Genomic DNA, 22721 nt, shown 5'->3' with positions numbered 1-22721 from the left:
CTTTATAACAAAGGATCAATTAAGCGCAACAATTTAACTGTGTGGATTTCAATTAGGATGATACAACTAAGAGTCTTAATTGGGCAAATTTCAAAATAAATAAAAAAAATGACGCAAACGGTTGCGTTGGGTGTTACATCACAAAAGTAATTCCTTTATAATGCGCCAGCATAGAGAAGGTAAGATTGGTATGAATTTCCAGATAATTATCTTAACTGACTGAATTTATTCCAATACTACCTTAATTAACAGCAAATAGAGACCTAAGCACATGAGAATTTTGCGCGGTTCCCCAGCTCTTTCTGAGTTTCGAGTTAATAAACTTCTTGATCAATGTCGCGAGCTAAATCTTCCGGTAAGCGGTATTTATGCCGAATTCATGCACTTCGCTAACCTCACTGCCGAGCTTGATGCCCAGGAACTTGATAAGTTAGAAAAACTACTGACTTACGGGCCTACGATTGAAGAGCATCAGCCGGAAGGTCTTCTATTCCTGGTGACGCCTCGTCCCGGAACGATTTCTCCATGGTCTTCTAAGTCTACTGACATTGCCCGTAACTGTGGTCTGGAAAAAGTTAAGCGTCTGGAACGTGGAACTGCTTACTATATTGAAACCACTGCAGAGCTGACGGACGAGCAGGTCTCAGAGCTTAAAGGACTGATCCATGACCGGATGATGGAAGTGGTCTTTAATGATTTTGAATCGGCGGATGCGTTATTCTCTGTTGCTGAGCCTGCGCCGTTGATTCAGGTGGATATTTTATCTGGTGGTCGTCAGGCGCTTGAGGAAGCGAATATTTCTCTTGGTCTTGCGTTGGCAGACGATGAAATTGATTATCTGGTGGAGAACTTCACTAAGCTGGGACGTAACCCGAACGATATCGAGTTGATGATGTTTGCTCAGGCGAACTCTGAGCATTGCCGTCATAAAATCTTTAATGCTGACTGGACCATTGATGGTGTTAAACAAGAGAAATCTCTGTTTAAGATGATTAAAAATACCTACGAGAATAACTCTGATTATGTGTTGTCTGCCTACAAAGACAACGCGGCCGTGATGACCGGTTCAAAAGTCGGACGTTTCTTTGCGGATCCGCAAACCCGTCAATATAACTACCATCATGAAAATGCACACATCCTGATGAAGGTGGAAACCCACAACCACCCGACGGCGATTTCTCCATGGCCGGGGGCATCAACCGGTAGTGGCGGTGAAATCCGTGATGAAGGCGCAACAGGTATCGGTGGCAAGCCTAAAGCTGGTTTAGTTGGTTTTACTGTTTCTAACCTTCGTATTCCTGGTTTTGAACAGCCATGGGAAACTGATTTTGGCAAACCAGGTCGTATCGTTAATGCATTAGACATTATGATTGAAGGCCCATTAGGTGGCGCAGCATTCAATAACGAATTCGGTCGTCCTAACCTGCTGGGTTACTTCCGTACTTACGAAGAAAAAGTAACGTCTCACGCAGGTGAAGAAATCCGTGGTTACCACAAGCCAATTATGATTGCCGGTGGTATGGGTAACATCCGTGAAGAACACGTAGAGAAAAAAGAGATTCCGGTTGGTGCGAGTCTGATCGTTTTAGGTGGTCCGGCGATGAACATCGGTCTGGGTGGTGGTGCAGCCTCATCCATGGCGTCCGGTCAGTCTTCTGAAGATCTGGATTTTGCCTCTGTACAGCGTGAAAACCCGGAAATGGAACGCCGTTGTCAGGAAGTTATCGACCGTTGCTGGCAGCTTGGTGAAGATAACCCAATCGCATTTATTCACGATGTGGGCGCTGGCGGTATTTCAAACGCGCTTCCTGAATTGGTTAATGACGGTGACCGTGGTGGTAAATTCCAACTGCGTGACGTGCCAAATGATGAGCCGGGAATGAGTCCGTTAGCGATCTGGTGTAACGAATCTCAGGAGCGCTATGTACTTGCTGTCTCACATGAAAACATGCCGACGTTTGATGCCATCTGTCAACGTGAGCGCGCTCCTTATGCGGTAGTCGGGGAAGCGACAGAAGAACGTCATCTGACACTGGACGATTCTCACTTCGGTAATACACCGATTGATATGCCGATGGACATTCTGTTGGGTAAACCGCCTAAGATGTCTCGTGATGCCACGACGTTAAAAGTGGAAGGTAAAGCGATTACTCGTGATGACATTGAAATTAATGATGCGGTAGATCGCGTTTTACGTCTTCCGGCTGTTGCTGAAAAAACGTTCCTTATCACTATCGGTGATCGTAGCGTAACCGGTCTGGTTGCCCGCGATCAGATGGTAGGTCCATGGCAGGTGCCTGTTGCAAACTGTGCGGTCACCGCGGCAAGTTTTGATACTTACCACGGTGAAGCCATGTCGATGGGCGAGCGTACTCCGGTTGCTCTGTTGGATTTCGGTGCTTCTGCCCGTTTAGCTGTTGCTGAGTCGCTGACAAACATTGCATCCACGGATATCGGTGCGTTAAACCACATTAAACTGTCTGCTAACTGGATGTCTCCGGCCGGTCACCCGGGTGAAGATGCCGGTCTGTATGAAGCTGTTAAAGCGATTGGTGAAGAATTATGTCCGGCACTGGGTTTGACAATACCGGTTGGTAAAGACTCCATGTCGATGAAAACCAAATGGGAAGAAAACGGTGAGCAGAAAGAGGTGACATCTCCACTGTCTCTGATCATTACGGCGTTTGCCCGTGTTGAAGACATTCGTAAAACGGTGACGCCTCAGCTTCGTACCGATAAAGGGGCAACCAGTCTGATTGCGATCGATTTAGGTCAGGGTCAGAACCGTATGGGGGCGACCGCACTGGCTCAGGTGTATAAACAGTTGGGGGATAAACCTGCGGATGTAGATAGCCCTGAGTTATTAAAAGGCTTCTTTAATGCCACACAGTCACTGGTTCGTGACGATAAACTGGTGGCTTACCACGATAAAGGCGATGGTGGTCTGTTTGTCACGCTGGCGGAAATGGCGTTTGCCGGTCATTGCGGTGTGAAGGTTGAGCTGGACAAACTGGGTTCTGATGCGCTGGCGGTGCTGTTCAACGAAGAGTTGGGGGCAGTGGTTCAGGTTAAAAATGATGATCTTGATGCGGTTCTGGCTAAACTGGCAGAACATGGTCTGAAAGCCTGCTCACATGTAATCGGTTCGGTTGAAGCAAATGATACAATTGCAATAAGGCTCGGCGGTGAAACGGTGGTAAACCGCTCCCGTACCGAATTACGTACTATCTGGGCTGAAACTACTCAGAAAATGCAGGCACTTCGTGATAATCCGGCGTGTGCAAATCAGGAATTTGAAGCGAAGAAAAACGATGCCGATCCCGGTCTGAATGTGAATTTAAGCTTCGATGTAAAAGAAGACGTTGCAGCACCGTTTATTGCAACCGGTGTTCGTCCTAAAATGGCGATTCTTCGTGAGCAGGGCGTGAACTCTCACGTTGAAATGGGAGCGGCTTTTGACCGTGCCGGTTTTGATGCCGTGGACATTCACATGAGCGATATCCTGACCGGTCAGGTAGCACTGAATGCTTATCAAGGTCTGGTTGCCTGTGGCGGCTTCTCTTATGGTGACGTACTGGGTGCCGGTGAAGGCTGGGCTAAATCGATTCTGTTTAATAATCAGGCCCGGGATCTGTTTGAAGGCTTCTTTAAACGTAAAGACACGTTTGCGCTTGGGGTGTGTAATGGTTGTCAGATGTTATCCAACCTGCGTGATCTGATTCCTGGATCTGACTTATGGCCGCGTTTCGTACGCAATGAATCTGAGCGTTTTGAAGCCCGTTTCAGTCTGGTTGAAGTGCAAAAATCGGATTCTGTCTTCTTTGATGGAATGGCCGGCTCCCGTATGCCAATTGCGGTCTCTCACGGCGAAGGTCGTGTTGAAGTTCGTGATACAGCACATCTGGAAGCGATTGAACAATCGGGTACGGTTGCGGTGCGTTACGTTGATAACTTTGGCCATCCGACTCAGCAATATCCAAATAACCCGAACGGTTCACCAAATGCGATCACCGGTTTAACCAGCAAAGACGGACGTGTCACGATTATGATGCCTCACCCAGAGCGTGTATTCCGGACCGTAGCGAACTCATGGCACCCTGATTCATGGGGTGAAAACGGTGCCTGGATGCGTATTTTCCAGAACGCACGTAAGAATATCGGTTAATCTTTTCGACGGATATAAAAAACAAAAGGGCTGATTTTTCAGCCCTTTTTCATTGAGATTGGTTTATTGATGGGTGTGACTATTTTAAATCAAAACGGTCAGCGTCCATGACTTTCACCCAGGCTTGAATGAAGTCAGTGATAAATTTATCTTCTGCATCATCACCGGCGTAGACTTCCGCTAGCGCTCTGAGCTGGGAATTGGAACCGAACACCAGATCAACCCGTGTTGCTGTCCATTTTTTATCGCCAGTCTCGCGATCGTATCCTGCGAACGTGTCAGCTTCTTTTGACGTTGGACGCCATTCGGTACCCATGTCTGTCAGATTCACAAAGAAATCATTGCTCAGTACGCCCGGACGATGAGTGAGAACGCCGTGTTGAGACTGTTCGTAATTGGCATCCATGACTCTCATCCCGCCAATTAAAACGGTCATTTCCGGTGCCGTCAGCGTCAGTAACTGTGCTTTATCCAATAGCATTTCTTCCGCCGGTACCGTGAAGGCCGTTTTCAGATAATTTCGGAACCCATCGGCTTGTGGTTCCAGAACCTGAAATGATTCTACATCGGTCTCATTTTCATAGGCATCCATTCTGCCCGGATGGAAAGGTACCGTGATGTTTTTTCCGGCGGTCCGTGCGGCCTGTTCAATCCCGGCAGAACCACCAAGAACAATCAGGTCGGCCAGGGAGATTTTTTTATTGCCGGTTTGTTTTTGGTTGAAGTCATCCCTTATCTGTTCGTAAACCGACAAGACTTTCTGTAACTGTGCCGGTTGATTGACCTGCCAGTCTTTTTGCGGCGCGAATCGAATGCGGGCTCCGTTAGCGCCTCCGCGCTTATCCGAACCTCGGAACGTCGCTGCTGATGACCAGGCCGTATAAACCAGCTCAGAGACCAGTAAATCGGATTCGAGAATGGTCTCTTTTAACCGGGCGATATCATGCTGGGTGACCAGTGCATGATCCACTGCCGGAATCGGGTCTTGCCAGATTAGGTCTTCATCTGGTACTTCCAAACCCAGATAGCGAACTTTAGGTCCCATATCCCGGTGGGTCAGTTTGAACCAGGCTCTGGCAAACGCATCATCGAACTCTTCCGGGTTATCTTTAAAATGCAGGGCAATTTTACGGAATCCCGGATCTTCTTTCATTGCCATGTCCGCATCCGTCATCATAATTCCTACCCGAATCGCATCATCTTCTGCGTCCGGAGCGCGATCGGCATCGGCAAGTCCTACCGGTTTCCACTGGTTTGCCCCAGCCGGACTTTTGGTTGGTTCCCAGTCATATTTAAATAATACATCAAGATAAGAGTAGTCCCAGACCGTTGGTGTCGGTGTCCATGCGCCTTCAACCCCACTGGTAATGGTGTCCCGGCCTTGTCCGCTGCCATAAGCGCTTTTCCAGCCCAGCCCCATTTCTTCCAGTGGCGCAGCTTCCGGATCCGGCCCCACTAAGCTGGCATCCCCGGCCCCGTGAGTTTTACCGACGGTGTGACCACCAATTGTCAGTGCCGCCGTTTCATAATCGTCCATTCCCATCCGGCCGAAAGTATCCCGTAGGTCTTTAGCGGTGCCAAGCGGATTGAGTTCGCCATCGGGCCCTTCCGGGTTGACATAGATTAATCCCATCTGAGTGGCCGCCAACGGATTTTCCAGATCCCGGTCACCGGTATAGCGGTTTTTGTTGCCCAGCCAGGTATCTTCGGCACCCCAGTAAATATCTTCTTCCGGTTCCCAGATATCTTCACGGCCACCACCGAATCCAAACGTTTTCAGTCCCATCGATTCATAGGCCACGTTTCCGGTCAGAATGAACAGATCGGCCCAGGACAGGCTGTTACCGTATTTCTTTTTGACCGGCCACAACAAACGGCGGGCTTTGTCCAGGTTGCCATTATCCGGCCAGCTGTTTAGTGGTGCAAAGCGCTGATTCCCGGTTGAACCGCCCCCACGTCCGTCGCCGGTCCGGTAAGTACCGGCTGAGTGCCAGGCCATCCGGATCATAAATGGGCCATAGTGACCGTAATCCGCCGGCCACCAGGATTTTGAGTCCGTTAACACGGCCTCAATGTCTTTTTTAACCTGTTTCAGATCCAGTGTAGAGAAAGCCGACGAATAATCAAAGTCTTCGCCCATCGGATTGGATTTCTTATCATTTTGATGGAGAATTTTCAGGTTTAGCTGATTCGGCCACCAGTCATTGTTGGTGGTGGCTTCACTTTTTAAACGAGTGTTACTTCCGTGCATGACCGGACATTTTCCGCCATGGCTGTTTTTGTTGTTATCCATTACAGTCTCCTGCTTCACGTGTATGTGTTATCCGTTAATCAATAAAGATATTCCAGAATGTGGCTTCGTAATCTTCGGCCAGAGAAGTGACAAAACGACATTGCTGCGAAACAAATGAATCGTTTGTGGAAATGACGCTGCTGTCACTGGCAGATACGGCAGATACCGGTTCGTTTTGTTTTCTTTCTTCGTCAGACATTGCTTTTCCAAACTCGTCTTTTTAGGATAGTAGTAAGTATAGGGAAGAAAAGGCTATTTGAAGAATTGCTTTCATCTATTTTACCAATAGACAAATCCTTTTAACTGTCAGGGGAAAGACGCGTATAAAAGCGGACCACCGGCTATCAATAAAAACAGGTGTTAGGAAGGAAAAGAAAAAGGGCAGGCAGCCCTTTTTATCGTGATGATAGGGTTACCGGAACTGGCCGACTTCCGGTAAAAAATCGAATCCGGCTGAAGCCAGTTTCGCGATTAATTTGTCTTTATTAATGTCATGGACGGACACCAGTTTATCCAGGTCGCCATCAAAATCGTCCCGCAGTTTGGTGTTGATCAAACTGAACAATAAAATCGGATCCATATTTTCATAATTCGCTAAATTCATTTATTCATCCTCGAAGTCTGAAATGAGCAAATTGGCGGCGGCAAAGGCCGCTTTTTCCCGGGTGGGTTGTGGCAGGCTGGTGTCTGAAGCAATGTCGTTCAGCGCGTTTAACGCGCAGTGAATAGCCTGGGGAATGTACCCCTGATCGCCACTGCCGATTTGCGAATAAAGTTCACGAATTAAATCACAGCAATCGTATACTTTCATGAAATTAAACCTTACAAATGATAACTGCTCTCAATATACACGGAGGGATAGAGAAAAACAAAAACCATTGCTTTATTTGCCCGCAAAGCCAGAACGGACTGAATCCAGTCGTCCGTTAAATACGCCTGAAGAGATTTCATCCGGATAAAGCTACCGCAACAAATTTGCCGGTGAATACTGATCGGTCAGTTGACGGACCGAAGTATCCCAGTCCGTCTTCAGAGACATCAACTGCGGATATCGTTTCACGTCAATACCGTAAGGTTTCAACGCGTCGGAAAGCTGCTGAGCCTGATAGCGAAGCTTAATGATAGAAGGCAGCTTCCGGCTTATGACAATCACCCGGTTTCCGGATTCATGGGGAATTCTAAAATTAAAAAAAGGGCCAAAGACGTGTTGATAAGTCACCGATTCATGATCATAAAGCCGGCTGGTGGAAAACGTATTCGCGACTAAAACCCCATTTGCGGTCATCAGTTGTTTCACTTCCTGAAGAAACTCCCGGGTCATTAAATGCTCCGGAATATAATCGCCATTAAACGCATCCAGAATAATATAATCATAATGCTGCTGCTTCAGGACTGACCGTTTGATGAATACCCGCGCATCGGAAATAATCACGGACATTTGTTCGTCTTCACGAAAGTGGAAGTAGTCCTTTGCCACCTGAACCACGGCCGGATCCAGTTCGACGATATCAATCTGCGCCTCTGGATATAACTGATTCATTACCACCGGAATCACGCCCCCACCCAAACCAACGACCAACACCCGGGCGGGATTCGGCTGCAACAGTAATCCGGCGAAAGACATCCGGGTATAGAGCAGAGATAAATGAGGATTGTTCTGATCAGAGGGCTGGCAGGTTTGAAAGCGCTCTCTTCCTTTCACTGCAGCGAAAACCAGGCAACGTATCCCATTGTTTTCCACCACGGAAATATTCTGATAAAGCGATTTTTGCTGATAAATGATCGGATTGCCGGCCAGAGCAGACCCCATGGTGATAAAAACACCTAACCCGATAAGAAACCACCATTGTTGGATTATTTTCATGACTGCACCTCGGCAACCACGTCAGGTTTATCACTCACATATGCCAGCAAACCTCCGAGACATAACAATCCAATCAGCGTCAGTAAAATGTTATTGATGTCAAACCAAAGCACCAGATAGAAAGACGTTGCCAGCGTTCCGAGCGCACTGCCCAGCGTTGACACAAAATACAGCGTTCCGGCAACCTGACCACTATGGCTCGACTCCCTGACCAACAACCGGACGGAATAAGGCGACACCATGCCCAGAATCAGTGTTGGCAGAAAGAACAGCAACATGGCGGTGACTAAAGAGCCATAACGGGGATCGGTCAGGTGCAGGAAGACGTGTTCCATGATGGTTTGCCCGGCAAGCACCAATGGTAACAACGTCAGCGCCCCGGCCAGATACAGCAAACTGAATTTTCGTAAAGAGGGACGATGTAATGACCAGCGTCCTCCCAAAAGATACCCGCCTGATAATGCCACCATAAAAATAGTAATGATACTGCCCCACACATAAATACTGCTGCCAAAATACGGGGCCAGAATCCGGCCTCCCAGCAGTTCAACCGACATAATGCAGAAGCCGCTGAGGAAGGTTAATAGCAAAATCAGCCGGTGAGTCAAATACCCATACATAACGAAGCCTTCATCCGAAAAAAGAGACGGTGTACAAACCTTTCGGTAAGACACCCCTTTTATTAAGCCTATACCTAAATTTCTGTTTTGCTGACAGAAAAGAAAAATCGTATCCTGAGGCTACGATTTGCCTGTAATAAAAATGGTATATTGGTACACTGTGACGCTCACAAACAAGGGTATTTAAGGATGACTTGAGGAGCGACTCATCAATATTCAAGGATTTACAACGACCATTCTTCCTATTGCGTTATCGCCGGGTGCCAGTTTAACCCTCGCTATGTCGAATGCGGCTATCGTTGGTCATAAAGGCGCGTTAAAAGTGATCATCGGTACGGCGATTGGTATTTTTGTACACAGTGTATTGGTGGGGATGGGGATATCCCGTCTGATCGTCCAAAATCATACGGTTTTCAATGTCCTGCAGATTTGTGGTATCGCATTTTTAGGATGGCTTGGCATCAAGCTATTACTGGCCGGCTTAAAACCGGCAAAAGAGGTGCAGTTAAAAGCAAAGCTGGTTGGTGTCAGAGACGCCTTTTTTCTCAATGTATTCAATGTTAAAGCGTTTGTGCTTTACGTTACTGTTGTGCCTTTGTTCGCGGGGAAAAGTCTTGACAGTTATCTTGGCTTGTCAAGCATTCACATTGCTATTATGGCGGTATGGACTTACTTTTGTTGTTATCTGTTCTGCGTTGCGAATAGAAAGTTTACTATCTCAGTCGTTGCTAAAGTCGTCAACCTACTCGGTGGCATTAGTCTGCTGTATATTGCTTGTCATACCGCTTTCTCATTAGCTGGGTGATCACTCAGCCCGAATAAAAGACAGACGGCTTTCGTTTGATGGTGGTTGGCGTTCTTTAATTCACTGTTCTTTTTTCTTATTTTCTAACGATTGCTTTTTATCCTCTTTTGCCCATTTTTTCTTTTCTTTTTTCGATGCTTTCTGTTTTTTCAGTGCTTCTATACAGGCTTTATCTCCCGGCTCACACTTTAGCCCCGTCATCAGCCCCTGATTGTTTTTTAAATCGTCCGCAGATGGTTTTCCTTTCCCTGCCCATGAAGGCTTATCAGCCATAACACTGGCTGAAAGAATTAAAGCAATCAAAGGTAGCAGCTTTATCATAATCTTCTCCACATGACATGTTGAATTCCACTACAGTGTAGTCGTGAATGGGGGCTTTTGCTTTTTATGTCTTATGCTAATAGAGAAAATAAATGGCTTCTCTGACCCGGTCTGGTGGAGCAAATAGACAAGGGGAAAAGGGCGGCCAGTTATCTGAGTTCAACCTTACGGCCATCCGAATCCTGAACGAGGTAAACGTTCCGGTTGCCGGAGGTGTATGTGCTTAATACCTCCAAATCCGCCAGTCTTTTTTTAATATGACTGACGGAAAAGCCTTAACCGTACATGATCGAAAACGTCGTTATCTGTGCGAGTTGTTTGAGGCGTTCTTTGCCATGAGTGTAATACTTTTAAATAGGCGTCGAACCGGGAAATTGAGCGCTCACTACGTTTCGACGTTATTCACTCGGTTGACTTCTGCGATTTTTTCGCCATCCCAAATCATTTCCAGAAGGTAGGTTTGCACGATATCATCTACGGATTCCGGGGTCAGCAAAGCCCAGCATTCGCCGCCGTCAGTCCGTACTGATGGATACTGTATTGCCTGATATCCGTTTTTCTTTAAGTCCCGGGCAAGGTGTTGGGATACGGCGTAGCTGTCAGGATTAAGGACATCGTGGTTATCTGAGTGAACGATATACGTGGGGGACGAGTGATGCGTGACAATTAATCCCCGAAACAGAAAACGATCGTACTTTAGCCCCTCAATCTTGGACCAGTATTTTTGCTGGTGGTATCTTACCTCTGCCGCTGCTGTCTGATCGTTTGAGGCAATATATAAGGCGCCAAAAAAGCAGTCGTTGAAACGTCCGCCATCGGGATTAATGTGAGTAAATGGCGCAACCGCATAGCTTCTTCCCCGCTGACACTGAAAAGGGATCTCTGAGTGACGCAGTAATGACAGGTCACCGATTTCTTCCTTTAGCCGCGGGTTGGTAATGGCCTGAATGGCATAGAGAATGTCAAATTCTTCCGGCGTGGCGACATCATCAAATAAAGCGATACAGGGGTATCGGGTGTTAATCAGCCGGTATCCTTTTCTTTTTTCCGGATGGTTATTTATCCCCACAATCCGCCCCTTAGCGCGTCAATCCGCCGGGCCACTTCATACAGGTCGGCAAATTTTCCTGACTCGATAATTTCAACCGGTGTCCGGCCGGCAAAGTAATCATTATGGTTTTTCATGGTCATAAAGCCACGGACATTGGCCGGGTTGCTGAATACAATCCGAAGAGCCTGATGCATATTGAGGATGTAACTGACCCTTTCTAACTGGTCATCGCTAAGTTTTGTTGTCTCAGGTTTGGCTTTGTATTTGTGATAGGACGATTTCGATAATTTAAGAATTTTCTGGTTCTGTTGCGTACTACACCCCCAGGACGAGAGGATCTTGTCGGCTGTTTTAAATCCGGTCATTGCCAGATCTTTAGGACTAAAACCATTGTCTTTTGCTAAATTCATAATCAAGTCCTTATGCGGATATTTATTTAATATTAGTCTTAAAACGGACTTCTGTAAATGTTAATGTCGTTGTCTTTACCATGAGTATTTTATAAGCCGTACTAGGGTCTGTTGACCTTTTGTGGTCGATTTTTGTTCACTCTGAACGGGTTTTGATCGCGGCGCAGGGCATGTAGCTTAGTTATTCTAAGCAAATGGCCTGCAACAAAGAGCAAAGCCAGTTCAGATGAACCCTTCGGGCAGCGTTTGATGGTGATTTATTCAGCGTTGGGTCATGATTCATGTAGATGACTACACTTCACATGCCCCGCCTTGCCTAAATCACCATCAACTCGCTGCAAAAACCATCACCAAAGATCAACAGACCCTAGTCATTCCCCCGGCAAGTTTGGAGGATAAATTGTATTTCCAGCCGTGTTCTATGGCTCAAAAAATATAACGATATAACTGACTATAATGAAGTATTCATAATAAGTCTGTCGGAAGGAAGATGACTGAATTCGAAAAAATGACGATGGGTATTGAACACGATGTAAAGAGTCCGGAATTTGCTCAGTTAAGGAACCGGGCATTTGAGTTGCTGCAGTGTATCAATCAGCGACAGTTTGAAGTAGCAAAGCCTTATGTTTCAGAGCTATTTAAGCATTTCGGTGAGAATAGCGTGGTGTGTCCTCCTTTTTTATGTGAATACGGAAAGACAATTTCAATTGGCGATGGAACATACATCAATATGGGGGTAACGATGTTAGATAATGCTCCGATAACGATTGGCCATCATGTACTGGTTGGGCCCGGTACACAGTTTTATACACCAACACATTCACTTGACTATACGCAGCGTAAAAAATGGGAGTTTCAGTGCCGGCCGATTGTGGTTGAGGATGACGTCTGGATTGGGGGGCGGGTGGTAATTTGCCCGGGAGTCACGGTTGGAGCTCGTTCAGTTGTTGCTGCCGGTGCTGTGGTAACAAAAGATGTTCCTCCAGATACTCTTGTCGGTGGTATGCCTGCGAAAGTGATTAAAGCGCTGAATACAGCACAGGGTACTTAAGGACTAGGGACAATAAAAAGGATGGGCTGAGCCATCCTTTTTTTTCTTCTCATTCTGGTAGAAATGTTTATTTGCTCATCTGACTCTGAACAAATTTAATAATGTCTGTTGTGGAAACCGACGTTTTCTCACCAGAGCGGCGGTTTTTGTATTCGAAGTTACCTTCGTCCAGACTGCGTTCACCAATGATGATAGTGTGAGGAACACCGATGAGTTCCATATCAGAGAACATAACGCCCGGACGTTCTTTACGATCATCAAACAGAACATCGATACCAAGAGCTTTCAGCTCTTCATACAGTTTTCCGGCTGCTTGCTGAACGCGTTCTGATTTGTGCATATTCATTGGTACGATAGCAACTTCAAATGGTGCAATCGCATCAGGCCAGATGATGCCGTATTTGTCATGATTTTGTTCAATGGCTGCGGCTACGACGCGGGATACTCCGATACCATAACAGCCCATTTCAAGGATGACATTTTTACCGTCAGGGCCAAGGACACCACAATTCATTTTTTCGGAGTAGTTAGTACCTAACTGAAATATATGACCAACTTCGATGCCCCGTTTCAGCATGATGGTACCTTTACCACAAGGGCTGGGATCACCTTCCACAACGTTACGCAGATCTTCAATCTGACCAGGTTCAACATCACGGCCCCAGTTAATGCCGAAGTAGTGTTTTCCGTCTACGTTAGCTCCGGCGCCGAAGTCACTCATTACAGCAACAGTGCGGTCAATAATAAATGGCAGTTTCAGGCCAACAGGACCCAGAGAGCCGGGACCTGCACCAATCAGTGCCCGGATTTCTTCTTCTGTTGCCATCTCAAGCGGTGCAGCTACTTCTTTCAGATTTTCTGCTTTTACTTCATTTAGCTCGTGATCACCACGAATGATCAAAGCAATGATATCGGCATCTATTTCTTCAGATGCTTTAACGAATAACGTTTTGACCGTTTTTTCAATTGGCAACTTAAATTGATCAACCAGTTCTGCAATAGTTTTTGCATTTGGTGTATCTACAAGCGTCATTTCCTGAGTAGGCGCGGCACGTTCTGTATCAGGGGCGATGGCTTCAGCTTTTTCGATGTTTGCAGCATATTCGGATTCCGTTGAAAATGCGATCAAATCTTCGCCACTTTCAGCCAGCACATGAAATTCCTGAGAACCGCTGCCACCGATGGCTCCACTGTCGGCAAGTACCGGACGGTAATCAAGGCCCATACGGTCAAACGCGTTACAATAAGCACCGTGCATGATGTCATACGATTTTTGCAGTCCGTTTTTGTCGATATCGAAACTGTATGCATCCATCATTGAAAATTCACGAGCTCGCATAACACCAAAGCGAGGACGTCTTTCATCACGGAATTTTGTCTGGATCTGGAACAGATTCAGTGGAAGTTGTTTGTAAGAACTGACTTCATTTCGTACAAGATTGGTGATGACTTCTTCTGCTGTCGGACTAAGAACAAACGGACGCACATGGCGATCAGTAAAGCGGAGTAGTTCAGGGCCCATTTTTTCTGAACGCCCGGTTTCTTCCCATAATTCAAACGGTTGCACGACAGGCATTAATGTTTCGATAGCCCCTGCATTGTCGATTTCTTCACGAACAATATTTTCGACTTTTCGCAGAACACGTAGACCCGTAGGCAGCCAGGTGTAAAGACCTGAAGCCAGTTTACGAATCATACCTGCACGAAGCATGAGCTGATGGCTCACGATTTCTGCGTCGTTTGGAGTCTCCTTCAGAGTAGAAAGAAGATAGTTACTGGTGCGCATTTATGGTATCCGTTCATCAAGTGATTAATACATTCCGTCAGCGATGAACCGTTAACGGAATACTTAAAATTAGCCGCATATGATATCAGCCATTTGCATCTGTCAAAAGTATTCAATTGCAGTTACTGTCACTATTTGTTGGTTGAAAACAAACTTTACGTTTAAATCAAACAAATGGACGGCATATTCTTTATTGTCTGGCTTTTTACGTTTGTAGGCTGGCCTCGGATCCTGAGCGAGAACGTCATGAATAACCGAGCGTTTATGGTCGCTATCCTTTATATGACGGAAAAACTGCTGAGCCTGATCCGAAAACCGAACCTGTTGTAGTGGCTCGGGGCGCTCATTTGCATAACCGCCATTGGCATTATCAACCGAATCAGAATAGGGAATATAAGGTTTTATATCGACGATTGGTGTTTGGTCGACTAAATCCACACCGCCCAGTAAAAGGTAAAATTGTTCCCCAATCTGTTCAGTGCCTTTTAACTCTACGGCAGACATCCCAATTCCATTGGGTCTGAACGTTGAGCGTGATGCAAAGACGCCGATGCGTTCATTTCCACCCAGTCTCGGAGGTCTGACTGTGGGTTTCCAGCCTGCGTTCAGGTTTTGATCAAACAGGAAAAGTAGCCAGACATGGCTGAATTGTTCGATTCCCCGGATGGATTCACTGCAATTGGCTTTTCCCTGCAATCGGATTCGTGAGACAGATGGAACCAGACCAGGTTGCCGGGGAACCGAAAATTTTTCTTTGTATGGTGTTTCAATAACCCCAACCGGTTCTATCTGGTATATATTACTGTTTATCATTGATATTTCCGTGTTCCGGTAAATGGTTTATTGTTTATTGTTTTGTCCATACTTGGAGAGAATACGGTCAAGATGTCCGGCAAAGGCTCGTTTATCTGCCTGAGAAAGCGCCGCTGGTCCGCCGGTATGCACACCACTTGAGCGCATAGTATCCATAAAATCCCGGATATTCAGGCGGGATTTTATGTTTTCAGTGGTAAAAAGCTCGCCCCTGGGACTGAGTGCCTGAGCTTTTTTTTCGATGACATCATTGGCCAGTGGAATGTCTGCGGTGATGACTAAGTCATTTTCTCTCACTCGTCTGGCAATTTCATTATCGGCAACATCAAAGCCACTTTCGACCTGAAGCATTGTAATATTCAACCTTTTTGGTAACGGAATTACATGGTTAGCGACAAAAGTGCAGGGGATTTTGGTCCGTTCTGCTGCTTTTATAATGGTTTCCCTGATCGGTTTCGGACAGGCGTCTGCATCAACCCATATTTTCATTTGCTTCGTTTCTCTATTTGTGCTTCAAGATGAGCTACTCTGGTTAACAGATCTGAAATCTGGTCTTCTAACACTTCAATACGTGCTTCCGGTGTCTGAATCGGTTTTTGCTGTATTTCAACTTTCGCAACCCGTTTTGATGATTTCCAGCTTTTTAACGCTGCAATAATAGCCGGAATAGGGACCGGCATCGCCAGTCGGGCTTTAATTAATGCGGTTGTGGGCTCTTTCCCTTCACCATCCAATTGGTTGAGGATAGTCTCAATCTCTTTGCTTATCTCAGATGCTGACATGCTTCGCCCTCTTAAATACCCTTATTTTAAGCATAAACGGGCCGTAACAAAAGTGCTTCCTTGGTTGTGAGAAATATCTTACAAAAGCTGTGAGATATGAATAGTTTGCTGTGTTTAATCTTTGTTCTTTTTTACATTTAACATAATGAAAAACTGAGAGTTTGTTTATCAAGCTTTGTGTTGTTTTAATTCGTAATATTCTTTCCATATTGCGTTAAAACGCAGAAAGGTTAAATTGAAAAGGTCGAAAGGATACGGCTTTAAAAAACAGGATGTGGTCTTCCGGAGTGAAGACAGAATTGGAACAACATCAGGATGATGTCAGGGAAACCGCTCAGGGAATAAGTGATGAGAGCTGACAAGGACTCAGTGTCATGGATGAGTGGACACCGTCAGGAAGGCGATGCTCGGAAGATTGTTAATGGAATAAATAAAAAAATGACAGACAGGCAGGACGCATACCCGTAGCCGGAAAGCTGCATTTAGACCAGACCCCGTTACCTTTCCGGTAGCGGGGGTTTCCTTTGTTCTGATTCAACTGAAACAGAATTCTGACGAAATAAAGGTTTCAACTCCCGAACGACGGCGTTACACTTTCGCCGTTTTAGATTACATAATTATTTGCTTCTGGCAAAACAAGGACAGTTTGTGACAATTGCGACTAAACGGGCCTTATTGCTCCCATATACAGAGTTGTTTGAGTCTAATTTTCTGATGCTAAATTGTTGTACTAAAAACCGGGCGTTTTTAGGGGGGCCGCTAACGATTTCAGTTGCCCGTGAACGGTTTCATCAGCTTCTGGTTTCAGCCGATATTTTTGCTATGGCGGTTCTGGATAATTATAACCGGGAATACATCGGTCATATTCAGTTGTCAGTGAGCAAAGGTATTGGTGATTTATTGTTTATTTTTGATAAAGCTTACTGGGGAAAAGGGTTTGCGTATGAAGCTTTGAAGTCCTTTATTCCTAATATGCGTGCCCAGAATTGTTTTCTGACTGAAATCAAAGCAACCGTTCAGGCTCAAAATAAGGCGGCAGTCCGTTTGTTAAATAAGTTAGGTTTTCAGTCTTATGGCAGAAAGCCGGATGAATTCTTCTTTATATGCGATGTGGAGGAATCCAGAACTTTACCGCTATGAAGCCGATCATATCCAGATACCCTTCGTAACAGTCATCGCCCTGAGATGAGAATTCAAAAAGGTATCGGGTATGCCAGTACCAACGGCCGTTATTTCTGATTCGGTGGCCTGCACGTGCAATGCTGACGACTTGCAGGCCCAGAGCTTCGCATTTGGCATTGATGTGTCTTTTGGCTTCTTCATTTTGTCGGCTTTGCTGCCAGAACAGAAAGCAAAATAAACTCAGAAGTAAAATCCAGATCAAAGTATCCATTAGCGGGCGGTTCGCTTTGTTGATTGCTGTAGTGTAAGTAATGCGGTCTGAAGTTCTTCGGTTGCATCGGAATGAAGAAGTGTCAGGAAAACGTGCCGGAGTGTTGGCTGCATGACTAAATCGGCAAATATCTGATTAAAGAAGTTTTGATCATTGCTTTCCGCCAGACGTATCAGAAACTGTTGGGCCAGTATTGGATCACGCAGAATAGAGGCACTGCGGCCAGCTATCGCAATTAAGATTTCTTTGTGACTTAAAAAGGGATCGTTTAGTAACTTTCTGCATACTGAGGCCAGTTGTTTTTCCTGAGCCCCGGCTAATGCCCTGACATAAGCCGCCAGCAGAAATAAGTCAATTTCTGTTTTCTTCAATTCATCTTCTGTCAGTTCTTCCAGTGTTTTTGCCAGAGAATTGGGTAATTCGATATGTTCCAGAACACCTAAAAGAGCATATTTAGGCGGATTTGGTAACTGACGTAATGCTTTTCTGAGTAATATGGAATTCTGCTCATGTGAAATCCGGGCGCATATGTCTGAAATCCCCTGTAACCCGACCGTTTGCCAGTTATCCCAGCCGAGACCTCCACTCATGTAATGTTGAGCATGCTCATAGTATTGACTACAGGGCAGATTGAGTTTTGCCCGGAGCAGACTGTGAAAAATGGCTAACTTTTCTTCCGGTGGCCGGTAGGTATAAGGGTTATTGGCCAGCTTTTCCTGCTGTTCTTCTGTCATATCATCGGAAAGTCTGGAGCCCATGGCTTCAATGACATAGCGGATAAACTGTCCAATATCGGTTGATTTTAGTAATCCCCGTTCATCTAACTCAAATTTTAAAAACCAAATCCATGGCTCTCTTTTTTTATTCCAGTAGGAAATTGCTAAGTTAGCTTTACGCTGAACAGGCGCCGGATAGGGCATCTGACCTTCTTCTATTTTTGCAAAGTCTGCTGGTGGGATCTGAGATACCCGGCGGCTAAGATCAAATATCAGATAGTCACAGCCACTCTCGTTTAGCAGTTCGGTCAAAGTTGAAATTTTAGTCATTGGAACAATGTTTCTCGGAGTACATCATGAATAAATGGTATTCTATCCGCTGTTTTCAAGTCCAGAAGAAAAGTCACCATAAGATAATGACCCATTTTACTGATATTCGTAATTTATTACATGATCTCGAAGATGCATTGACAATGCAGTCTTTATGGGATGAGGAGTCCCCGGAGCAGGAGATATTGCTGAGTCGGACTCCTTTCGCTATGGATAAACTAGAGCCTCACCAGTGGTTGCAATGGATTTTTATACCTAAAATGAATCAGGCTATTCAACTGCAATCCATTCCTAATGGGTTTACCATGACTCCGTATTTTGAGGAATGTTGGAAAGAGAAACCGGCTATGGCTACCATTCTGAAGATTCTTCGGGAAATCGAAAGGGTTTGTCAGTGATATTAGAGATTATCTATCAGGACGCTTATATTGTTGCTGTGAACAAACCGGCAGGAATGCTTGTTCACCGTTCATGGCTGGATAAACACGAAACCCGTTTTGTTATGCAAACGTTGAGGGACCAAATAGGGCAACACGTTTTTCCTCTTCATCGTCTTGATCGTCCGACATCAGGGGTTTTGGTGTTTGCGTTATCCGGGGAATATGCATCGGAAATGGCGCCAATGTTTGCCAGACATGATATGGAAAAAGTCTATCACGCTATTGTAAGAGGATGGATACCGACACCGGGAGTTCTGGATTATCCACTCAAAGAAGAGTTGGATAAGATTGCGGACAAGTATGCCAAGCAGGATAAAGACGCTCAGTCTGCCATTACGGAATATCGTCCTCTGGCTAAAGTGGAAGTGCCATTTTCGACTGGGCGGTTTCCCGCCAGCCGTTATTGTCTGATTGAAATGAAACCTAAGACGGGAAGGAAGCATCAGTTGCGACGACATATGCACCACTTAAGTCACCACATTATTGGTGATACGACTCATGGTGATGGCAAGCACAATCGTCTTTTCCGGGAGCATTATCATTCTCATCGTCTGCTTTTACATGCAACCCGGTTATCTTTTATTCACCCGTTTACACAGGAGCGGGTAGACATTAACGCATCGCTGGACGGGACATGGCAGCATCTGATGCAGGAATTTAACTGGACGTTATAAAAAATCCCCGGTAAGGGGATTTTTTATCGCTTATATGGCATCAACAGCCCCTGGCTATAAGTAGTCCCGGATGGCCCGTTCGATGCCTTCGGCATCGAGCCCCAGTTCGGTATGAAGTTCCTGCTGGGTACCCTGATGGACGAATTCGTCAGGCAGTCCCAGATTCAGTACCGGTTTGATGCATTTTTCTTTCATCAGGAATTCGGTTACGGCAGAACCGGCGCCACCGGCAATGACGTTTTCTTCCAGAGTGACGATCACATCATGGCTTCTTGCCAGTTTAAGAACCAGTGCTTTATCCAGTGGTTTTACAAATCTCATATCGGCAATGGTCGCATCAAGTTTTTCTGCTGCTTCCCTAGCATAAGGCAGAAGCGTCCCAAAGTTTAAAATGGCAACGTTCTGACCTTTTCTAATAATACGTCCTTTACCAATCGGTAATTCGTTAAAAGTATCATCAAGAACTGCACCTGTACCACTACCCCGGGGGTAACGTACTGCACTTGGGCCTCTGTGCTGATGGCCTGTGTACAGCATTTGGCGACATTCGTTTTCATCACTTGGTGTCATGACTACGATATTTGGAATACAGCGTAAAAAGCTCAGATCAAAGGCACCCTGATGGGTTTGTCCATCGGCTCCGACCAGTCCGGCTCTGTCAATGGCAAACATGACCGGGAGGTTCATGATTGCTACATCGTGAATGAGTTGGTCGTATCCGCGTTGCAAAAACGTGGAATAAATGGCAACGATAGGGTGGTAGCCACCAATCGCCATACCACTGGCTAACGTAACAGCATGTTGCTCTGCAATGGCAACATCAAAATATTGTTCAGGAAATTCTTTAGAAAAACGAACCATGCCCGAACCTTCACGCATGGCTGGGGTGATGGCCATTAATTTCGGATCCTGTTCTGCCATATCACACAGAAAATCACCAAAAATTTTAGAAAAAGTGGGTTTGCCGCTTGTCGATTTGGGCAATGTATCATCGGTTGGGTCAAATTTAGGTACGGCATGATAACCTATCGGATCTTTTTCAGCCGGTTCATGTCCTTTGCCTTTTTTGGTCATGACATGAAGGAACTGCGGGCCATTCAGTTCTCGCATATTTTTTAGTGTTTTGACCAGTTCAACCACATCGTGCCCGTCAACTGGTCCAATATAGTTAAAGCCCAGCTCTTCAAACATGGTTCCCGGTACGACCATGCCTTTCAGATGCTCTTCTGTTTTTTTCACCAGTTCTTTTATCGGAGGCAGTCCTGACAGGACTTTTTTACCCCCTTCCCGGATAGAGGTATAAAAGTTTCCGGAAAGAAGTTGTGCAAGATGATTATTCAGCGCGCCCACATTTTCTGAGATTGACATCTCGTTATCATTTAAGATGACCAGCATATCCGGATGAATGCCTCCGGCATGGTTCATTGCTTCGAAAGCCATTCCCCCGGTGATAGCGCCATCACCGATAACACTGACCACCTTACGGGATTTGCCTTCTTTTTCTGCACAGATCGCCATTCCTAAAGCGGCACTGATAGAGGTAGAGGAATGACCGACCGACAGCGTGTCGTAGTCACTTTCTTCACGCCAGGGGAATGGATGTAATCCATTTTTCTGGCGGATTGTCGACATTCTATCGCGGCGGCCGGTTAAGATTTTATGAGGGTATGCCTGATGCCCCACATCCCAGATTAAACGATCAAAAGGCGTATTATAAACGTAATGAAGTGCGACAGTGAGTTCGACCGTTCCCAGCCCTGATGCTAAATGTCCGCTTGACTTACTGACTGAGTTGAGAAGGTACGTGCGTAGCTCTTCGCAGAGCTTTGGCAAGGCTTCTTTTGGTAATGTTCTTAGCTCATTGGGCTCATTGGCCAGAGCCAGAGTTGGATACTTTGAAATATCAAGGGTCATAATTAGGCGCTAGTGATCTTATATTAATTTTTGCGCTCGACAACATATCGGGCGAATTGTTCAAGTAATTCTGTATTGTAAGGAATAGAGTTCAGCGCTTGCAGAGCTTCGTCAAGGAGCGCCTGCGCTTTATTTTTCGCACCCTCTAATCCTAATAGTGACGGATAAGTACTCTTATTGTGTTTGCAATCGGAGCCTTGTGGTTTACCCAGCGTTTCTGTGTCACTAATAATGTCTAGGATATCATCTTGTACCTGAAAGGCTAAGCCTATTGCATGTGAAAATGATTCAAGCTGAGGTAAAACATCGATGCCTTTTTTCCCGGCAGCCAGAGCGCCTAACCGGACAGCACAATTGATTAGAGCACCGGTTTTATTTCGGTGAATTTCTTCTAACTGAGACAAGGGTACCTGTTTGCTCTCTGCTTCAAGATCAAGGGCCTGCCCTAAACACATACCATTGGCTCCCGATGCCTGAGCCATAGCCTGAATCATTTTGATACGGTTGAGCTCTCCGTCTTCAGAAAGAGGTCCTTCAGAAAGAATGGTAAAGGCGAAAGTTTGCAACGCATCGCCAGTCAAGACGGCCGTTGCTTCATTAAATTTTATATGACAGGTATCATGGCCGCGGCGAAGTTCGTCATCGTCCATTGCCGGCAGATCATCATGAATCAGTGAATAGGCATGAACACATTCGATGGCCGATGCCGGTGTGTCGAGATCCTTTAATTCACACCCCAGCATTTGCCCGGTGATATAGACAAGATAAGGTCTGGCCCGCTTACCTCCTAACAGGAGCCCGTAGCGCATGGCCTGAATCAAATCCTGATGTTGATATGGCAATGTATCTAACCATTGGTCAAGCTGTTGATTGTTGCGTTTCTGATATACTGCAAGATCCTTCATTACCTGATACTACTCCGGCGAATTATCGGATGAATCAGTGAACTCTGTCAGCGGGGCATCATCGCTGTTATTGAGTAAAATCTGAACTTTCTGCTCTGCTTCATTGAGCTTGGTCTGTCCGGCTCTTGCTAAGGTGATGCCCCGTTCAAATTTTTTCAGGGCGTCATCAAGTGATAGATCGCCGTTTTCAAGCTGATTTACCAAGGAATCCAGTTCTTCAATGGTTGCCTCGTAAGACATATTTTCTGGTTTTTTACTTGCCATAACGTATATCAATAAAATGGTTTGGTGGAAACTTACCTTAGGGGCGGTAGTTGGTCAAATATTACTGCTTTTATTTGTATACCCGGATACCTCTGAAGCTACATGGGGATATTCACGATAAATT

General features: G+C 45.8%; 26 protein-coding genes. 7 read left to right on the top strand and 19 right to left on the bottom strand.

What is annotated here, in order from left to right:
• Window positions 1-271: 271 nt before the first annotated feature.
• Entirely contained in the window at window positions 272-4165 is a 3894-nt protein-coding gene (gene purL, locus LRQ06_RS03670) for a phosphoribosylformylglycinamidine synthase (protein WP_232765082.1), read from the top strand.
• Window positions 4166-4244: 79 nt separating this feature from the next.
• Here the strand turns inward: purL and katG are convergent, their stop codons facing one another.
• The 7 genes from katG to LRQ06_RS03640 all read right to left on the bottom strand — a co-directional run bounded on the left by katG (window position 4245) and on the right by LRQ06_RS03640 (window position 8879).
• A complete protein-coding gene (gene katG / locus LRQ06_RS03665) occupies window positions 4245-6458 on the bottom strand; it encodes a catalase/peroxidase HPI (protein ID WP_232765081.1) in 2214 nt (737 codons plus the stop codon).
• Between the two features lie 34 nt (window positions 6459-6492).
• The gene (locus LRQ06_RS03660) at window positions 6493-6657 is read right to left on the bottom strand and encodes a hypothetical protein (protein WP_232765080.1); all 165 of its coding nucleotides are present in this window, start codon (window positions 6655-6657) and stop codon (window positions 6493-6495) included.
• Window positions 6658-6870: 213 nt separating this feature from the next.
• Complete coding sequence (locus LRQ06_RS03655) at window positions 6871-7062, bottom strand: DUF4250 domain-containing protein (RefSeq protein ID WP_232765079.1); 192 nt, start codon at window positions 7060-7062, stop codon at window positions 6871-6873.
• Window positions 7063-7269: a YaeP family protein gene (locus tag LRQ06_RS03650; RefSeq protein WP_232765078.1), complete on the bottom strand. Its 207-nt coding sequence runs from the start codon at window positions 7267-7269 to the stop codon at window positions 7063-7065.
• Window positions 7270-7280: 11 nt separating this feature from the next.
• Window positions 7281-7409: a hypothetical protein gene (locus LRQ06_RS21010; protein WP_257794079.1), complete on the bottom strand. Its 129-nt coding sequence runs from the start codon at window positions 7407-7409 to the stop codon at window positions 7281-7283.
• 10 nt (window positions 7410-7419) lie between these two features.
• On the bottom strand, window positions 7420-8322 hold the full coding sequence (locus LRQ06_RS03645; protein WP_232765077.1) for a fused MFS/spermidine synthase: 903 nt from the start codon (window positions 8320-8322) through the stop codon (window positions 7420-7422).
• On the bottom strand, window positions 8319-8879 hold the full coding sequence (locus LRQ06_RS03640) for a fused MFS/spermidine synthase (protein ID WP_232765076.1): 561 nt from the start codon (window positions 8877-8879) through the stop codon (window positions 8319-8321). Before LRQ06_RS03640 ends, LRQ06_RS03645 begins: the two co-directional genes overlap by 4 nt.
• Window positions 8880-9150: 271 nt before the next feature.
• Between LRQ06_RS03640 and LRQ06_RS03635 the strand changes: the two genes are divergently transcribed.
• Window positions 9151-9747 (top strand): LysE family translocator, encoded by a 597-nt coding sequence (locus LRQ06_RS03635; RefSeq protein ID WP_308218818.1) that lies wholly within the window; start codon window positions 9151-9153, stop codon window positions 9745-9747.
• Between the two features lie 60 nt (window positions 9748-9807).
• Here the strand turns inward: LRQ06_RS03635 and LRQ06_RS03630 are convergent, their stop codons facing one another.
• Entirely contained in the window at window positions 9808-10068 is a 261-nt protein-coding gene (locus LRQ06_RS03630) for a hypothetical protein (protein WP_232765074.1), read from the bottom strand.
• 92 nt (window positions 10069-10160) lie between these two features.
• On the opposite strand from LRQ06_RS03630, the gene LRQ06_RS21005 reads away from it, so the two are divergent.
• Entirely contained in the window at window positions 10161-10295 is a 135-nt protein-coding gene (locus LRQ06_RS21005) for a hypothetical protein (RefSeq protein ID WP_257794078.1), read from the top strand.
• Window positions 10296-10453: 158 nt separating this feature from the next.
• Here LRQ06_RS21005 and LRQ06_RS03625 read toward each other — a convergent pair whose 3' ends face one another.
• Together LRQ06_RS03625 and LRQ06_RS03620 are read right to left on the bottom strand one after the other, a co-directional pair.
• The gene (locus LRQ06_RS03625; RefSeq protein ID WP_232765073.1) at window positions 10454-11137 is read right to left on the bottom strand and encodes an RES family NAD+ phosphorylase; all 684 of its coding nucleotides are present in this window, start codon (window positions 11135-11137) and stop codon (window positions 10454-10456) included.
• Window positions 11128-11529, bottom strand: a complete 402-nt coding sequence (locus LRQ06_RS03620) for an MbcA/ParS/Xre antitoxin family protein (RefSeq protein ID WP_232765072.1) — start codon at window positions 11527-11529, stop codon at window positions 11128-11130. The genes LRQ06_RS03625 and LRQ06_RS03620 overlap by 10 nt, the downstream gene beginning before the upstream one ends.
• A gap of 490 nt (window positions 11530-12019) precedes the next feature.
• Here LRQ06_RS03620 and LRQ06_RS03615 point away from each other — a divergent pair, with 490 nt between their 5' ends.
• Window positions 12020-12580 carry a sugar O-acetyltransferase gene (locus LRQ06_RS03615; protein ID WP_232765071.1) on the top strand — a complete coding sequence of 187 codons (561 nt, stop codon included), beginning with the start codon at window positions 12020-12022 and terminating at the stop codon, window positions 12578-12580.
• A 67-nt stretch (window positions 12581-12647) separates the two neighbouring features.
• On the opposite strand, the gene LRQ06_RS03610 is transcribed toward LRQ06_RS03615, so the two are convergent.
• From LRQ06_RS03610 to LRQ06_RS03595, 4 genes are all read right to left on the bottom strand, one after another.
• Window positions 12648-14366 carry a proline--tRNA ligase gene (locus LRQ06_RS03610; RefSeq protein WP_232765070.1) on the bottom strand — a complete coding sequence of 573 codons (1719 nt, stop codon included), beginning with the start codon at window positions 14364-14366 and terminating at the stop codon, window positions 12648-12650.
• 102 nt (window positions 14367-14468) lie between these two features.
• The gene (gene tsaA / locus LRQ06_RS03605) at window positions 14469-15164 is read right to left on the bottom strand and encodes a tRNA (N6-threonylcarbamoyladenosine(37)-N6)-methyltransferase TrmO (RefSeq protein ID WP_232765467.1); all 696 of its coding nucleotides are present in this window, start codon (window positions 15162-15164) and stop codon (window positions 14469-14471) included.
• A gap of 42 nt (window positions 15165-15206) precedes the next feature.
• Complete coding sequence (locus LRQ06_RS03600) at window positions 15207-15668, bottom strand: YaiI/YqxD family protein (protein ID WP_232765069.1); 462 nt, start codon at window positions 15666-15668, stop codon at window positions 15207-15209.
• Window positions 15665-15961 carry a hypothetical protein gene (locus LRQ06_RS03595; protein ID WP_232765068.1) on the bottom strand — a complete coding sequence of 99 codons (297 nt, stop codon included), beginning with the start codon at window positions 15959-15961 and terminating at the stop codon, window positions 15665-15667. Before LRQ06_RS03595 ends, LRQ06_RS03600 begins: the two co-directional genes overlap by 4 nt.
• Before the next feature lie 648 nt (window positions 15962-16609).
• Here LRQ06_RS03595 and LRQ06_RS03590 point away from each other — a divergent pair.
• Window positions 16610-17101: a GNAT family N-acetyltransferase gene (locus LRQ06_RS03590; RefSeq protein ID WP_232765067.1), complete on the top strand. Its 492-nt coding sequence runs from the start codon at window positions 16610-16612 to the stop codon at window positions 17099-17101.
• On the opposite strand, the gene LRQ06_RS03585 is transcribed toward LRQ06_RS03590, so the two are convergent.
• Both LRQ06_RS03585 and LRQ06_RS03580 read right to left on the bottom strand, forming a co-directional pair.
• Complete coding sequence (locus tag LRQ06_RS03585; protein ID WP_232765066.1) at window positions 17061-17354, bottom strand: DUF3301 domain-containing protein; 294 nt, start codon at window positions 17352-17354, stop codon at window positions 17061-17063. The two genes, LRQ06_RS03590 and LRQ06_RS03585, sit on opposite strands and share 41 nt — an antisense overlap.
• The gene (locus LRQ06_RS03580; RefSeq protein WP_232765065.1) at window positions 17354-18400 is read right to left on the bottom strand and encodes a DUF3549 family protein; all 1047 of its coding nucleotides are present in this window, start codon (window positions 18398-18400) and stop codon (window positions 17354-17356) included. Before LRQ06_RS03580 ends, LRQ06_RS03585 begins: the two co-directional genes overlap by 1 nt.
• Window positions 18401-18426: 26 nt before the next feature.
• Here LRQ06_RS03580 and LRQ06_RS03575 point away from each other — a divergent pair, with 26 nt between their 5' ends.
• Entirely contained in the window at window positions 18427-18798 is a 372-nt protein-coding gene (locus LRQ06_RS03575) for a YqcC family protein (RefSeq protein ID WP_232765064.1), read from the top strand.
• Window positions 18798-19514: a tRNA pseudouridine(65) synthase TruC gene (gene truC, locus LRQ06_RS03570; RefSeq protein ID WP_232765466.1), complete on the top strand. Its 717-nt coding sequence runs from the start codon at window positions 18798-18800 to the stop codon at window positions 19512-19514. Before LRQ06_RS03575 ends, truC begins: the two co-directional genes overlap by 1 nt.
• 54 nt (window positions 19515-19568) lie before the next feature.
• Here the strand turns inward: truC and dxs are convergent, their stop codons facing one another.
• Genes dxs through xseB form a run of 3 tightly spaced genes read right to left on the bottom strand, consistent with a single transcriptional unit; the run spans window position 19569 to window position 22597 of the window.
• Window positions 19569-21428, bottom strand: coding sequence for a 1-deoxy-D-xylulose-5-phosphate synthase (gene dxs, locus LRQ06_RS03565; RefSeq protein ID WP_232765063.1), 1860 nt, complete (start codon window positions 21426-21428; stop codon window positions 19569-19571).
• A gap of 23 nt (window positions 21429-21451) precedes the next feature.
• Window positions 21452-22333 (bottom strand): (2E,6E)-farnesyl diphosphate synthase, encoded by an 882-nt coding sequence (gene ispA, locus LRQ06_RS03560; protein WP_232765062.1) that lies wholly within the window; start codon window positions 22331-22333, stop codon window positions 21452-21454.
• Window positions 22334-22342: 9 nt separating this feature from the next.
• Window positions 22343-22597, bottom strand: coding sequence for an exodeoxyribonuclease VII small subunit (gene xseB / locus LRQ06_RS03555; RefSeq protein WP_232765061.1), 255 nt, complete (start codon window positions 22595-22597; stop codon window positions 22343-22345).
• Between the last annotated feature and the right edge of the window lie 124 nt (window positions 22598-22721).

The sequence above is a fragment of the Vibrio salinus genome (genome assembly GCF_021272385.1).
In the GTDB taxonomy this organism is placed as follows: Bacteria; Pseudomonadota; Gammaproteobacteria; order Enterobacterales; family Vibrionaceae; genus Vibrio; species Vibrio salinus.
Note: the sequence above shows the minus strand (reverse complement) of the source record. Positions and strands in the feature narration are given on the sequence as shown.

What these genes read in the sequence shown, in the direction of transcription:
- purL (WP_232765082.1), top strand. Translation starts at nt 272, where the DNA reads ATGAGAATTTTGCGCGGTTCCCCAGCTCTTTCTGAGTTTCGAGTTAAT.
- katG (WP_232765081.1), bottom strand. Translation starts at nt 6,458, where the DNA reads ATGGATAACAACAAAAACAGCCATGGCGGAAAATGTCCGGTCATGCAC.
- LRQ06_RS03660 (WP_232765080.1), bottom strand. Translation starts at nt 6,657, where the DNA reads ATGTCTGACGAAGAAAGAAAACAAAACGAACCGGTATCTGCCGTATCT.
- LRQ06_RS03655 (WP_232765079.1), bottom strand. Translation starts at nt 7,062, where the DNA reads ATGAATTTAGCGAATTATGAAAATATGGATCCGATTTTATTGTTCAGT.
- LRQ06_RS03650 (WP_232765078.1), bottom strand. Translation starts at nt 7,269, where the DNA reads ATGAAAGTATACGATTGCTGTGATTTAATTCGTGAACTTTATTCGCAA.
- LRQ06_RS21010 (WP_257794079.1), bottom strand. Translation starts at nt 7,409, where the DNA reads ATGAAATCTCTTCAGGCGTATTTAACGGACGACTGGATTCAGTCCGTT.
- LRQ06_RS03645 (WP_232765077.1), bottom strand. Translation starts at nt 8,322, where the DNA reads ATGAAAATAATCCAACAATGGTGGTTTCTTATCGGGTTAGGTGTTTTT.
- LRQ06_RS03640 (WP_232765076.1), bottom strand. Translation starts at nt 8,879, where the DNA reads ATGTCGGTTGAACTGCTGGGAGGCCGGATTCTGGCCCCGTATTTTGGC.
- LRQ06_RS03630 (WP_232765074.1), bottom strand. Translation starts at nt 10,068, where the DNA reads ATGATAAAGCTGCTACCTTTGATTGCTTTAATTCTTTCAGCCAGTGTT.
- LRQ06_RS21005 (WP_257794078.1), top strand. Translation starts at nt 10,161, where the DNA reads ATGGCTTCTCTGACCCGGTCTGGTGGAGCAAATAGACAAGGGGAAAAG.
- LRQ06_RS03620 (WP_232765072.1), bottom strand. Translation starts at nt 11,529, where the DNA reads ATGAATTTAGCAAAAGACAATGGTTTTAGTCCTAAAGATCTGGCAATG.
- LRQ06_RS03615 (WP_232765071.1), top strand. Translation starts at nt 12,020, where the DNA reads ATGACTGAATTCGAAAAAATGACGATGGGTATTGAACACGATGTAAAG.
- LRQ06_RS03610 (WP_232765070.1), bottom strand. Translation starts at nt 14,366, where the DNA reads ATGCGCACCAGTAACTATCTTCTTTCTACTCTGAAGGAGACTCCAAAC.
- LRQ06_RS03600 (WP_232765069.1), bottom strand. Translation starts at nt 15,668, where the DNA reads ATGAAAATATGGGTTGATGCAGACGCCTGTCCGAAACCGATCAGGGAA.
- LRQ06_RS03595 (WP_232765068.1), bottom strand. Translation starts at nt 15,961, where the DNA reads ATGTCAGCATCTGAGATAAGCAAAGAGATTGAGACTATCCTCAACCAA.
- LRQ06_RS03585 (WP_232765066.1), bottom strand. Translation starts at nt 17,354, where the DNA reads ATGGATACTTTGATCTGGATTTTACTTCTGAGTTTATTTTGCTTTCTG.
- LRQ06_RS03580 (WP_232765065.1), bottom strand. Translation starts at nt 18,400, where the DNA reads ATGACTAAAATTTCAACTTTGACCGAACTGCTAAACGAGAGTGGCTGT.
- LRQ06_RS03575 (WP_232765064.1), top strand. Translation starts at nt 18,427, where the DNA reads ATGAATAAATGGTATTCTATCCGCTGTTTTCAAGTCCAGAAGAAAAGT.
- dxs (WP_232765063.1), bottom strand. Translation starts at nt 21,428, where the DNA reads ATGACCCTTGATATTTCAAAGTATCCAACTCTGGCTCTGGCCAATGAG.
- ispA (WP_232765062.1), bottom strand. Translation starts at nt 22,333, where the DNA reads ATGAAGGATCTTGCAGTATATCAGAAACGCAACAATCAACAGCTTGAC.
- xseB (WP_232765061.1), bottom strand. Translation starts at nt 22,597, where the DNA reads ATGGCAAGTAAAAAACCAGAAAATATGTCTTACGAGGCAACCATTGAA.